Below are 12,047 nucleotides of genomic sequence, written 5' to 3' on the forward strand. Positions count from 1 at the left end.
AGAGAGGAGTAACGTGCCTCACTTTACACTTAGCCACTCAACCAACCATACACAGATAGATCAGGCTCTGCAACAGCTTGTTGAACGATATGAGTCTTCCTTTCCCGAACGCATCGCCGCATACTACCTTACAGGGAGCTATGCCGATGAGAGCGATGTACAAACAAGCGATGTAGACCTCGATATTATCTTCCGTGAGCGCTTTCGCAATACAGAGGAGCGCCAACTCGCGGAACAGCTACGAGACGCGTTTACGACTCGTGCGAAACGCCGGCAACTCGAATTCGATATTTCCCTCACCGAAGAAGAGACATTCCGCACCACGGGCATCGAACCCAATCTCAAGCTAGCGGGGCAGATCCTCTTTGGCGAGGACATCTGTGCCCGCTACCCACTGCTCTCCATCGAGGAGTGGGCGCATGAGCGCATGCATGCCGTCTATTATCTACTTACCCACGTCTATCCCAGAGAGGCCCGCCTGAACCTGGACTACCCCAACTGGAGTGATGAATTTTTTGGCTATATGAATCGCACCGTCACGCTCGCGGATGGGAGCGAGGTCCCCTGCACACGCAACCTGCTCCGCACCACGGGATGGGCCGCGACGGCGCTGCTGGCCTTTCAAGCCAGAAAATACGTAGCGCGCAAACGCGACTGTCACCTCACCTACCGGCAACATATCGATGACGAGTGGGGTACATTGCTGGAGAGCCTCTATACCCTCTGTCGCCAGCGCTGGCACTACCTGCTCCCCACCAGCCCCCAGGAGCGCCAACAGTTACGAGGAATTTGCCAGCTCGTACAGGGCTTTGAGCAGCATTTTATGCGCCAGTATAAGCAGTTCATCCTGACCGAGTTACAGGCCGGACCGGAGGCACTGAAGCAACGCACACGCGAATTCCAACAACGCTTCCCTCTGCACGATGCCGAGGTAGAAGCAGCACTCCGCTGAACTTTCATCAAGCATGTATGGTCCATCTTGGCATGAACCATACATGCTATGCTTCTCTAGACTGTCACGCCCTGTTCTTGCAAGAGCAGGTCCTCTTCGTAGATACGGCGAATCACATCCTCGATCTCTGGCTCCTGGAAGGTGACATCGCGCAGGCGATGCCGCCCACCCAACCAGGCCACCAGCTCATGCGCGGGCAGGGCATCGCGTGCAAAGCTGAGCCAGACACGCGGCCCCTCAGATCGCACCAGGCGTACACCAGGTGGGAGAGTTGGCAGCACGACCTGGTCCTGTTCGTCGCGGGCAAGTTGGTCCAGTTCAGCGGGATCAAGGACCGCGATCAGCGTACGCTCGCCGCCGAAGCGCTCTCGAATGTCTGCTACAGAACCATCGTAAAGCTTACGACCGTGATCGATAATGACCATGCGAGGACAGAGCGTCTCGACGTCATCCATATCATGAGTTGTCAGCAAGACCGTGGTCTTCCGCTCGGCATTCAGTTGCAGCAAGAACTCGCGGATACGAGCCTTGGCCACAACGTCCAGGCCAATGGTCGGCTCATCCAGATAAAGTAGCTCCGGATCATGCAGGAGCGCGGCCGCGATATCTCCACGCATCCGCTGGCCCAGCGAGAGCTGGCGCACAGGCGTATCAATAAACTCGTTTAAGTCGAGTGTCTCACGCAGCAGCTCCAGGTTTGCGCGGTGGCGCTCCTCCGGCACCTGGTAGAGGTGGCGCAGGAGGCGCAGCGAGTCGATAAGGGGCAGATCCCACCAGAGCTGAGTTCGCTGCCCAAAGACCACGCCGATCCGTGAGGCCAGTTCGCGCCGCTGGCGAATGGGTTCCAGGCCCGCCACGCGTAGAGTGCCACCGCTGGGCGTCAGGATGCCCGTCATCATTTTAATCGATGTGCTTTTCCCCGCCCCGTTGGGACCCACCAGGCCAAGCATCTCCCCACGCTCAACGCGCAGCGAGACATCCTGGACCGCGTTCACCAGGCGCAGCTCTGGATTGACGATACTGCGTATACCGCCCAGCATTCCAGGCCGGCGCCGGGCCAGGCGGAAGGTCTTCGTCATCTGCTCAACCTCAATAATTGCCGACATAATGTACTCCTTTCAGTTGTAGGGTCCATGCTGGCATGGACTCTCGGCTCACAGGCCGATACCTATGCACTAGCAGGTCGCTTCGCTCTGAGTCCATGCCAGCATGGACCCTACAAATACGCTATTTAGTTGCCAGTGCTTTGATATTGACGAACGCCAAAGCGCCAGGCCAGCACACAGACAACGGCAAAGGCCAGCGCCAGGACAGGCGCACAAAAGGCCAGCCACAGCGGAAGGCCAAAGGGCAGGGGCCGCTCAAGAATGTAGCAGACCGGGATATACGAGCCAAAGGCCAGAGGCACAATAAAGAGAAAGAAGCGCTGCATCAAGGCGTTATACGCCGTGAGCGGATAGCTCAGCATCTCACGCCCCCCATAGGAGAGCACATTGGTGATCTCCACTGCCTCGATGGTCCAGAAACAGATGGTCGCGCCAAGCAGCAGAATCGCCACAAAAATGAGCGCTGTACTGACAATGCCAACTGGGAGTAAAAGCATCTTGATCCAGGTCCAGTGGAGCTGGGGCAGAAGCGCCAGGGAGTAGCCCATCGATAGCACCCCTAGCGAGATACGCCCCAGGCGGCGCAGGCGAAAATCGCTGCCCACAATCTGGAGAAATACCCCCGTTGGACGTAGCAGCACCCGGTCAAACTCGCCCTTACGAATCGTCTCAGGGAAATTATCAATACCCGCGCCCACCAGCTCGGCCACGCCAAAGCTCAAATTGATCACTGAGCTGAGAAAGGCCACCTCCCCCACCTTCCAGCCCAGCATATCGGGGAAGGCAAAGAAGAAAAGCAGGAGCGCGAAAAACTCCAGCCCGGTCACCGCCAGGTACGAGCCAATATCCAGCAGTAGATTAACCTTGTACTGAAACTGAGCCTTGATCTGCATGCTTACCAGGTAGCGGTAGAGGCGCAGATCGGCCAGAAATGTCGATAGCATCGTATGAACACTCCTCTCTTAACCGCCCTGAGACACCACGCGACGCGTCGCGATGGTGGTCACGGCACGCGCGACCAGGATAAGGATCAGCAGCCAACCCAGTTGGCGCACAAACTCAAACCAGAAGTCGGTCAGCGTCATCTTGCCCAGAAAGGCCAGCGCGGGCGCGTTCATAAAGCCATTGAACGGCAACCAGACCGTGAAGTTTCGCAGCCAGCCAGGGAAGAAGTAGACCGGCACATAGGACCCGGTAAAAAACTGCGAGATAACCACGGACATCGTGACCATGGCCCGCCCCTCGAGAATCCAGAAGGCAAAGATGTTATAGAGAAAGCGATAGGCCACCCCCAACAGAATGGCGGGCGGCAACATCAAGAGAAGCGTACCCCAATTCGTCCAGGAGATAGGCGCGCCTATATGAAACAAAAACATGCCCGCCACATAGATGGGCAGCCCACGAAAGAGCAGGAAGAAGAGGCTCCGTCCCACTTCGCGGCTAAACCAATACCAGCAGAAGTCGCAGGGCTTGCTTAGATCCGACACGACCTCCCCGGTGCGAATCGTCATCATCAGGTCCATCCAACCAAATGGCGAAATGACCATAAGGAAGGATTGTAAGAGCCAGGTATAGCGCAAACTATCCTGAACGCTATAGCCAGGGGCCGCCGGTCGCGCGTGATAGAGCGCGAGGATGATATAGCTAAACAGGGTACAGAAGAAGATGTTGGTCACCAGGCCCGAAATGTTGGCCCAGCGATAGATTAATTGGCGACGAAATGCGGTCAACGCCACCTCAACATAAAAAGGGAACATATCACTCCTTGCAAAGGACAGCCAGAGAGAGCACAAAACGCCCTACTCTGATGAAAGGACTGTGATCGAACGTGGCTTGCGTGCATGCAAACCACGTGCCCGGACAAGGCCGGGTCGATGAAGAAGATGTGGAAAGGAAATTATCGGGGACACGACAAAACCGGGATGGCTCACAACCAACCCGTAAGGAAGAAAAACAAGTACCGGAAACCCCCTACGCGCCAAAGAGAGCGTCATCTTCACGCGAAGGAGCACTATTATAGCATCAGCTACTAGAGCTTAGCAAGTCCTTTGCCCTTCGCGCCAAAGTCACCCATGCCCTTCCCTCTCGGCTCGCAAGCTCGCCTTTGTAAAAGGGGTGTGGGCGTGATGGCGGGCGACTACCCGCCATCACGCCCACACCCCTTTTATGTAAGCACCACAGGCGCGACTCATTCTTGGGTAGAAGGGGCCTCTTCCTCGGCAGGTTCTTCCTGCTCCAGGAGGAGAGGGAAGGGTGTTTTTTTGCCGTTGGCAGATAACGCGGAGGGGCGCGCGGAGTGATTATTGGGGTGCGCGCGCTCAAGGGGGAGCTGCTGGTGATGATAGATACGATTCGAGAGCAGGGCATGATTGGCGTTCATCGCCACCTGCATGGATTCAATAATATGCTCCAATTGCTGGATACTGCTGAGTATTTCTTCGATGTTGGTAATATTACTGGCAAAGGCAGGCTGTTGCTGCATGAGATCCACATGCAGGCTCTGCATGTGGACCGCCAGGTAGTTCTGGACCTCTTTGAGCATGCCTTGCATAGAATCATCGAGGATGCTCAGGCGCTGTTCCAGCACCCTGTCAAAGGCGGCTGCCATATCATCCCAGGGAATCTCGGTCTGTAGCTCTATCGAGTCGTACTCGGAACTCAACTCCAGTTCGGTAGCGCCCTCTCCAAAGGTCGCAAAGTCACTCTGGGTATGTTGCTTGATTAGCTCCTCGATGGCCAGCAGTTGGGCCGCCAGGGCGTTCTCCATGGTGTGTTGAAATTGTCCCTGCTGGCGATCCTCGCGCTGTTCCAGGTGGCGCGCCAGAGCCTGGTCCGCACGCTCCTGCCTGGAAGAGACGATCTGGCTCAGCCCCTCCAGCGTGCGCGCATGCTGCTCATTCAAGCGACGAGGAATAGTACGTAAAAGTTCCTGGTTGAGTGAGGAGAGACGCTGCTCAAACTCGCGGCGCAAGGTCGCAAAGCGGCTATCCAGCGAGCGCTCCATCTCGCGTCGATGTGCGCTCAGCCGTTGATCGAGAATGGTTGTAAATGCTTGTAGCTCATCTTGAGTAAATGACATGACCTATCCCCTCTTCGTGTTTGTCCGCTTTAGCGAGTCTCGCCTTCCACAGTATAGGAAGCAAATACATCCATGTCAATATTTTCAGGCTTTTGGCAAGGGCTTTCCATTTCTCGACCACATCGGGGGCTTCCTTTTTCTCGATGGAGCCTTCGCACCTGCGGCGCTCAGGGGTAAAGGAGTGTGATAGCTGGGGCAGGCGGAGCCTGCCCCAGCTATCACACTCCTTTACCCCTAGGCGAGCGTAGCGAGGCGCAAGAGCTAGGAGAAAAATGAAAAGCTTTGGGCTAGCTTGAGAAGTTCATCTGTGCCACGGCAGTATGGGCCAGGAGCTTTTGGGCATTGCGCCACATCAGCTTTTCGCGTGCCTCGGGCGTAAAATAGTCAAAGGCCTCGAAGTCGCGCAGCCAGCGCTGGGGAGTGATAAAGGGATAGTCGGAGCCAAAGAGGAAACGATCCTGCATCCGCGTCGCGGCCTCGCGCAGCAATACCTCGGGGATACGCTTGGGCGACCAGCCTGAGAGGTCGTTATAGATGTTGGTCTTATGCTGCATGGCGGCCAGCATCTCCTCATGCCAGGGCCAGGAGGGGTGAGCGCCAATAATCGTCAGGCTGGGGAAGTCGGCCGCCAGGGCATCCAGGTAGATGGGGCGTGTATAATCAAGCTTAATGCCCATGCCACCGGGCGTGCCAGCCCCCAGGCCATTGGTGCCGGTATGAAAGAGCGCCGGGATGCCCAGTTCCTGAATCTTCTCCATCAATGGATAAAATTGGGGATCATTGGGATAGAAAGCCTGAACGCCTGGATGGAACTTGGCCCCACCCAGCCCAAGATCTTTCACGGCACGCTCGATCTCTTTCACGGCAGCCTTGCCCTTATGAGGGTCGACGCTGGCAAAGCCAATAAATTGCTGCGGGTAGCGCTTCACTATCTCAGCAATATAGTCATTGCCCAGCGGGGGCAGGCCAGTCGCGGTCTCGGCATCCCAGGCCAGCAGCACACCGATCATATCTAACTCGGCGTAATCGGCGGCGATCTGCTCGATATCTTTAAGCTTGACTTCGGTGCGGAAGAACTTCTCAGCGGCCCTGGCATATGGGCCAAGCGTCACCTGCATAAACTCCGTAGTCGGCAGGTGGACATGAAAATCAACGGCGCGTGGCATATCATAACTCCTTGTAATCGATACCTGAATGACACACAACACTGTGCATCTATCTACGCACTCTCATTATAGTATCGCGAAAAGGAGGCATGTCCAAACGGCTGGCGTCTTCTCGCTTGTAATACAGCCTTTTCTGGTGTGCCTCGAATGCTTTATTGCTTTCTTTATGGGACTTCTGTTTTTCTCAGGGGCAAAAAGGGAACTTATTGCGTTATGGTAAGTGAGGATGGCGCGATGCCTTCCTAGAACGCCATAAATATTTTTGCAGGAGACATATCAATTATGCAAAAATACCCGCTAAAACGCACCCAGATAACCAATCAGTACATTTCAAGACTTTTATTTACATGTATCTGCTGCTTCCTGCTCTTTCTCACGGGTTGCTCAGATATGGCAGCTGCCAATCCATCAAGCACGTCATCTCAGGCCGCTGTGGCCAAAGGGAACGAAAACACATATGAAAGCCTCGAACAGCAGCGCCTGAGCAAAGTCAAGGCCTTAATTTCAGGCATGTCTCTCGACGAAAAGCTTGGGCAACTCATCATCGTCGAATACCTTGGCACAGACTATGATAACTCCCCTCTTCCCCCCATGATTGCACAGCATGTAGGTGGCTATCTCTACCAGGCAGCAAACCGTAACTTTCAATACCCCTCCAATACTATTGATGCGGTAAAGCAGGTGGGAGATTTAGCCAATAAAGATGCCAGGATTCCCTTGCTGATCGCCGTCGACCAGGAGGGCGGCTTAGTCAATAAAATCGCAACCTTCTTTGGGGATGCGCCGTCTGCGGCAGACCTGACAGCCACTGGAGACCCCAACAAGGCCCTGGAGGCGGGGCAGGTAGCTGCCAACCACATGCAACAGCTAGGCATAAACACCAATCTTGCACCCGTCGTCGATGTACAAACAGTCACACCTCCGCTCCTCCAATCACGCATTTTCGGTTCGGATGGCGATACTGTCGCGGCCTACGCGGGCGCATTCTTAAATGGCGTGCAGAAAAATAATGTTATTGGCTGCTTGAAGCACTTTCCCGGTCTAGGCGCGCTTACGGCAGGGAATGAGAATGATCCTCACTTAGCACTGCCCGTCGTCTCCAGCAGCATGGATACGCTTCAAAAGTATGACCTGGTGCCCTATAAGAAGCTGATTGCCACGCAGAAGCCTGCCATGATCATGTCGACCGACGTGGTTACCACAGCCATTGATCCTGATCTACCGGCGGAACTCTCGCCCAAGGCCATCAATGGCGTGCTACGTAAACAACTCGGCTATATCGGTGTGGTGATCACGGATGGCCTCTATATGGGCGGCATAATTAATCATTGGACGCTAGGGGAGGCTGCGGTGCTCTCGATCATCGCGGGCAACGACCTGATTGAGGGTCCCACCACCGCCTCAGAGGTAGCCGAGGTCGTGCAGGCCTTTAAAGACGCCATCAAGAATGGGCGCTTAAGCGAGCAACGCATCGATGAATCCCTCCAGCGCATTCTCCTGATGAAGATGCAATACGGCATCATCAAAGCCTGACCAATGTGCTTTAGCAGCGTCTGCTCACCGTGATACAACCGCTTCTGGCGCTCTATGCAAGCCTAATTGATTCCTTTATGGGACCTCTGGTTTTTTTGAAAACAAACGGGGGTATATTGCGTTATGGTAAGTAGGGAATGGCATGATGCCATCATCATATGATACCGCAGATGTTTTTTTGCTGGAGCTTTAATTTACTATGCAAAACTATCCGCTAAAACACACACAATTGACTCATCAACATATTTTAAAATCGTTTCTTGCCTGTATCTGCTGCCTCCTTCTCTTTCTTACCAGTTGCGCAGATACGACAACGAACTCACCAAATACATCTTCCCAGGGCAGCCAGGCTACGGCTTCCAAAGGGAACGAAAACACATATGAAAGCACACTTGAGCAGCAACGCCTCAGCAAAGTCAAGGCCCTCATCTCGGGCATGTCACTCGATGAAAAGCTGGGCCAGCTCATCATCGTCGAATATTTTGGCTCAGATTACGAGAACACCAAACTCCCCTACATGATTGGTCAGCAACATGTAGGTGGCTATCTCTATCAGCAGGTAAATCATAATTTTGAATATCCCTCCAATACCATTGCTGGATCAAAACAATTCTCAGACGCGGCCAATAAAGATGCGAAAATCCCCCTCCTAATCGCCATTGACCAGGAAGGCGGGGTTGTCAATAAGCTCAGCACCTTGTTTGGTGATGCCCCATCCGCCGAGGATTTGGCAGCCACCGGCGACCCCAACAAAGCCCTGGAGGCGGGACAGGAAGATGCCAACCACATGCAACAGGTAGGCATTAATACCAATCTCGCACCCGTCGTCGATGTGCAGACGACGACGCCTCCGCTACTCGCCTCGCGCACCTTTGGCACAGACGGCAACTCTGTCGCAACCTACGCGGGGGCCTTTCTGAATGGCTTACAGAAAAATAACGTTATTGGTTGCTTGAAACATTTCCCTGGTCTGGGATCGCTCACAAGTGCGGATGACCCTCATGACACTCTGCCCGTCGTCTCTAGCAGCATGGATACCCTCCAAAAGTACGACCTGGCTCCCTATAAAAAACTGATCGCGACGCAGAAGCCCGCCATGATTATGTCGACCGACGTAGTCACTACGGCCATTGATCCCGATCTGCCCGCCGAACTCTCGCCCAAGGCCATCGATGGCGTCCTGCGCAAACAGCTCGGCTATAACGGTGTGGTGATCACGGATGGCCTCTATATGGGCGGTCTCAAACGCTGGGGCCTGGCCGAATCCGCCGTCCTCGCAATTATCGCAGGCAATGATCTGATTGAGGGACCCTATGAACCCTCGGATGTAGCAAGTATCATACAAGCCTTTAAAGACGCCATCCAGAATGGACGATTAACTGAGAAGCGCATCGATGAATCCCTCCAGCGCATCCTCCTCATGAAGATGCAGTACGGCATCATCAAAGCGTAAATTACTTGTGTTTGGGAATGTGATAGCCCCTGGCAACCTGAGGTTGCCAGGGGCTATCACATTCCCAAACACAGACAATGATGCTCTTTTTCAGAGCCTCATAGCACAAATAGCATATTTCACTCAACAAGGCAGGCTTTGTATGATACAATTTCAATCTGTACAATGCTGTCCGCTTTCTTCTGTAGATTTCGCATGTAGAAGGAGAAGCTCGCCGATGAGATTAGCACTTAAACGACTTCATCACCTGGGAAAACACCTATCTATCGGTGTGCTTATCTGCACACTCATGACCTTAGGCATAGTACCAGGAACAGTCTCAGCCCACGAAACAACCCAAACGTTCACAACAGCCAGCCATGCCCTCTCTTCCACAGATACAAACTCACCCAAGCGCCAACTACGTGCCGCCTGGATCGCTACAGTTACAAATATCGATTGGCCATCACAGCCGGGCCTGCCCGCCGCCACACAGCAGCAGGAATATCTGACGCACCTGGATGAACTGCAACAGATGAATATGAATGCCGTTGTCGTCCAGGTCAAGCCCACTGCCGATGCGTTCTATCCATCACAGTATGGCCCCTGGTCCCAATATTTAACCGGGGTGCAGGGGAAAGATCCTGGCTATGATCCCCTGGCCTTTATGGTCAATGAGACGCATAAGCGCAATATTGAATTTCATGCCTGGTTTAATCCCTACCGGGTCAGTATGCAAGGCGATATCAACCAGCTTGTGCCAGATCATCCCGCACGCCTGCATCCCGACTGGGTCATCAGCTATGGCGGCAAGCTCTACTATAATCCCGGTATTCCCGAGGCTCGCGAGTTTGTAGTGCAGAGCATCCTGGAGGTTGTGCGCAACTACGACGTCGATGGCATCCACCTGGACGACTACTTCTATCCCTACAAGGTCGGCAACCAGGACTTCCCAGACGATGCCACCTACCAGCAATATGGCGCGGCTCGCTTCGCCAATAAGGATGACTGGCGCCGCGATAACGTCAACCAGATGATCCAGGAGCTTTCAAGCGGGATCAAGCAGATCAAGCCCTATGTCAAGTTTGGCATCAGCCCCTTTGGTGTCTGGCGCAATGCATCGGTTGATCCAACTGGCTCCGATACCACCGCCGGTCAGACCAACTACGATACCCTCTACGCCGATACGCGTACCTGGATCAAGAACAATTGGCTCGACTATATCGCGCCTCAGATCTACTGGAATATTGGCTTCGCGCCCGCAGCCTATGACAAACTCGTAAGCTGGTGGGTCAACGAGGTCGCCGGAACTCATGTCCAGCTCTACATTGGCCAAGCCGCCTATAAGATTGGCACCAGCAGCCCGGCGAACTGGCTCAACCCGGACGAGATGCCCAACCAGCTTGCGCTCAACCTGCAATATCCCCAGGTCCAGGGCAGCATCTTCTTTAGCTTAAAAGATCTCAATGCCAATTTACTGGGCTTTAAAGACCGTCTGGTCAACGATATCTATAAGCAGAAGGCGCTAGTCCCCACCATGCCCTGGCTGGATAGTACCGCTCCTGACCCGGTGATACTCCTGCCTGGCGGACCGAAACAGGACAGCGCGAGTCTACGCTGGCTTGATCTCCCGCATAACACAACGGTCTACTATGTAATCTATCGCTTCGACGGCAAGGTTGTGCCTACCCAGGCGGACTTTGACAACAGCGCCAACATCCTCACAACACTGCGCAAGCTGCAGGATAGCACACAGCAGCAGTTTGTGGATACAAGCGCCCAGAGCGATCACACCTACACGTACTATGTCACCGCAGTGGATCGGCTGCATAATGAAAGCCAGCCAGATCACGGGCGATCAATCACACTTGCCTGACCAATAACGCCATCGATCACACTTGTGTGAACGAGAACGCTATTGATCCACTCGCCTGAGCGTGAACATACCTATCATGAGAAGACCCCCAGCAATTCCTGATTGCTGGGGGCCTTCTGCGCATAAACGATCACACTGCGGGAGACACACATTCCTTTTCATCAATGTATTTTGTAGAAAGGAAGAGGTGAGCGCAGTAAGTCTAGGCCTCCTGCTCCTTGCGGACGCGGCGTACAATGGCCCAGGCGGTGGGCAGCAGGGCTGCGGCGACGACCATCTTGAAGGCCTCGCCAGGGAGAAAGGGGACCGCACCCGCCAGCAGGGACGCGCTCAGGCTATGATTCACACCGTGCGCCATGGGCAGACCGAAGATAGCCAGCCAGATCACGCCCAGACCCAGGTTAATAACCACAGCGGGCAGCATGGCGAAGATCGAGGTCAGGTAGCTGCGGTCCAGGCCGCGCTCACAGAGCCAGCCAACCACGAAGGCCGCAATAGGAAAGGCCCAGATATAACCAGCGGTCAAACCAATCAGGCTGGCGGGAGAACCACCACTCGCAAAGACCGGCAGGCCAACCGCGCCTTCAGCGATGTACAGCAGCATTACCAGTGCGCCACGCTTGCTGCCCAGGGCCGCCCCTGTCAGCAAGACCATAAATGTCTGTAGCGTTATAGGAACCGGGGTAAAGGGGAGGTAGAAGCCTACGTGTGCGGCCAGGGCCATCAAAATACTAGCACTCACGATGAGCGATCCATCACGCCCCAGGCTGGCGACACGTGACGTCCGTCGCGCGGGGACTGCGTAATCAAGAATAGTTGTTCCTGGTGCTATTGCCATTAGTATACTCCTCAATCTGTTGTTCTGTTCGTTCTTTTAATTCCACAACGCTGCCCAGGCCAAAG

The 12,047-nt window shown here is 54.4% G+C and carries 10 protein-coding genes; 4 read left to right on the top strand and 6 right to left on the bottom strand.

All coding sequences use genetic code 11. The annotated features are described in order from the left end of the window. Positions 1 to 13 precede the first annotated feature (13 nt). Positions 14 to 952 carry a nucleotidyltransferase domain-containing protein gene (locus JMJ16_RS17175; RefSeq protein WP_201383435.1) on the top strand — a complete coding sequence of 313 codons (939 nt, stop codon included), beginning with the start codon at positions 14 to 16 and terminating at the stop codon, positions 950 to 952. Positions 953 to 1,008: 56 nt separating this feature from the next. On the opposite strand, the gene JMJ16_RS17180 is transcribed toward JMJ16_RS17175, so the two are convergent. The 5 genes from JMJ16_RS17180 to JMJ16_RS17200 form a co-directional block, all read right to left on the bottom strand. Then, on the bottom strand, positions 1,009 to 2,058 hold the full coding sequence (locus JMJ16_RS17180; RefSeq protein WP_201383437.1) for an ATP-binding cassette domain-containing protein: 1,050 nt from the start codon (positions 2,056 to 2,058) through the stop codon (positions 1,009 to 1,011). A 125-nt stretch (positions 2,059 to 2,183) separates the two neighbouring features. After that, on the bottom strand, positions 2,184 to 3,002 hold the full coding sequence (locus tag JMJ16_RS17185) for an ABC transporter permease (protein ID WP_201383439.1): 819 nt from the start codon (positions 3,000 to 3,002) through the stop codon (positions 2,184 to 2,186). An 18-nt stretch (positions 3,003 to 3,020) separates the two neighbouring features. Then, a complete protein-coding gene (locus JMJ16_RS17190; protein ID WP_201383441.1) occupies positions 3,021 to 3,815 on the bottom strand; it encodes a hypothetical protein in 795 nt (264 codons plus the stop codon). Positions 3,816 to 4,246: 431 nt separating this feature from the next. Continuing rightward, the gene (locus JMJ16_RS17195; RefSeq protein WP_201383443.1) at positions 4,247 to 5,137 is read right to left on the bottom strand and encodes a hypothetical protein; all 891 of its coding nucleotides are present in this window, start codon (positions 5,135 to 5,137) and stop codon (positions 4,247 to 4,249) included. 287 nt (positions 5,138 to 5,424) lie between these two features. Continuing rightward, entirely contained in the window at positions 5,425 to 6,303 is an 879-nt protein-coding gene (locus JMJ16_RS17200; protein ID WP_201383445.1) for an amidohydrolase family protein, read from the bottom strand. Positions 6,304 to 6,693: 390 nt separating this feature from the next. On the opposite strand from JMJ16_RS17200, the gene JMJ16_RS17205 reads away from it, so the two are divergent. The 3 genes from JMJ16_RS17205 to JMJ16_RS17215 all read left to right on the top strand — a co-directional run bounded on the left by JMJ16_RS17205 (position 6,694) and on the right by JMJ16_RS17215 (position 11,144). Then, on the top strand, positions 6,694 to 7,836 hold the full coding sequence (locus JMJ16_RS17205; RefSeq protein ID WP_236601605.1) for a glycoside hydrolase family 3 protein: 1,143 nt from the start codon (positions 6,694 to 6,696) through the stop codon (positions 7,834 to 7,836). A gap of 199 nt (positions 7,837 to 8,035) precedes the next feature. Continuing rightward, positions 8,036 to 9,289 carry a glycoside hydrolase family 3 protein gene (locus JMJ16_RS17210; RefSeq protein ID WP_201383448.1) on the top strand — a complete coding sequence of 418 codons (1,254 nt, stop codon included), beginning with the start codon at positions 8,036 to 8,038 and terminating at the stop codon, positions 9,287 to 9,289. 289 nt (positions 9,290 to 9,578) lie between these two features. After that, positions 9,579 to 11,144 (top strand): glycoside hydrolase family 10 protein, encoded by a 1,566-nt coding sequence (locus JMJ16_RS17215; protein WP_374229073.1) that lies wholly within the window; start codon positions 9,579 to 9,581, stop codon positions 11,142 to 11,144. A gap of 202 nt (positions 11,145 to 11,346) precedes the next feature. Here the strand turns inward: JMJ16_RS17215 and JMJ16_RS17220 are convergent, their stop codons facing one another. Further along, positions 11,347 to 11,982, bottom strand: a complete 636-nt coding sequence (locus JMJ16_RS17220; RefSeq protein ID WP_201383450.1) for a biotin transporter BioY — start codon at positions 11,980 to 11,982, stop codon at positions 11,347 to 11,349. Positions 11,983 to 12,047: the final 65 nt, after the last annotated feature.

Source organism: Ktedonobacter sp. SOSP1-52, from assembly GCF_016587395.1.

Excerpts from the sequence above, each read along its gene's own strand:
- JMJ16_RS17180 (WP_201383437.1), bottom strand. The coding sequence starts at position 2,058 with ATGTCGGCAATTATTGAGGTTGAGCAGATGACGAAGACCTTCCGCCTG.
- JMJ16_RS17185 (WP_201383439.1), bottom strand. The coding sequence starts at position 3,002 with ATGCTATCGACATTTCTGGCCGATCTGCGCCTCTACCGCTACCTGGTA.
- JMJ16_RS17190 (WP_201383441.1), bottom strand. The coding sequence starts at position 3,815 with ATGTTCCCTTTTTATGTTGAGGTGGCGTTGACCGCATTTCGTCGCCAA.
- JMJ16_RS17195 (WP_201383443.1), bottom strand. The coding sequence starts at position 5,137 with ATGTCATTTACTCAAGATGAGCTACAAGCATTTACAACCATTCTCGAT.
- JMJ16_RS17200 (WP_201383445.1), bottom strand. The coding sequence starts at position 6,303 with ATGCCACGCGCCGTTGATTTTCATGTCCACCTGCCGACTACGGAGTTT.
- JMJ16_RS17205 (WP_236601605.1), top strand. The coding sequence starts at position 6,694 with ATGGCAGCTGCCAATCCATCAAGCACGTCATCTCAGGCCGCTGTGGCC.
- JMJ16_RS17210 (WP_201383448.1), top strand. The coding sequence starts at position 8,036 with ATGCAAAACTATCCGCTAAAACACACACAATTGACTCATCAACATATT.
- JMJ16_RS17215 (WP_374229073.1), top strand. The coding sequence starts at position 9,579 with ATGACCTTAGGCATAGTACCAGGAACAGTCTCAGCCCACGAAACAACC.
- JMJ16_RS17220 (WP_201383450.1), bottom strand. The coding sequence starts at position 11,982 with ATGGCAATAGCACCAGGAACAACTATTCTTGATTACGCAGTCCCCGCG.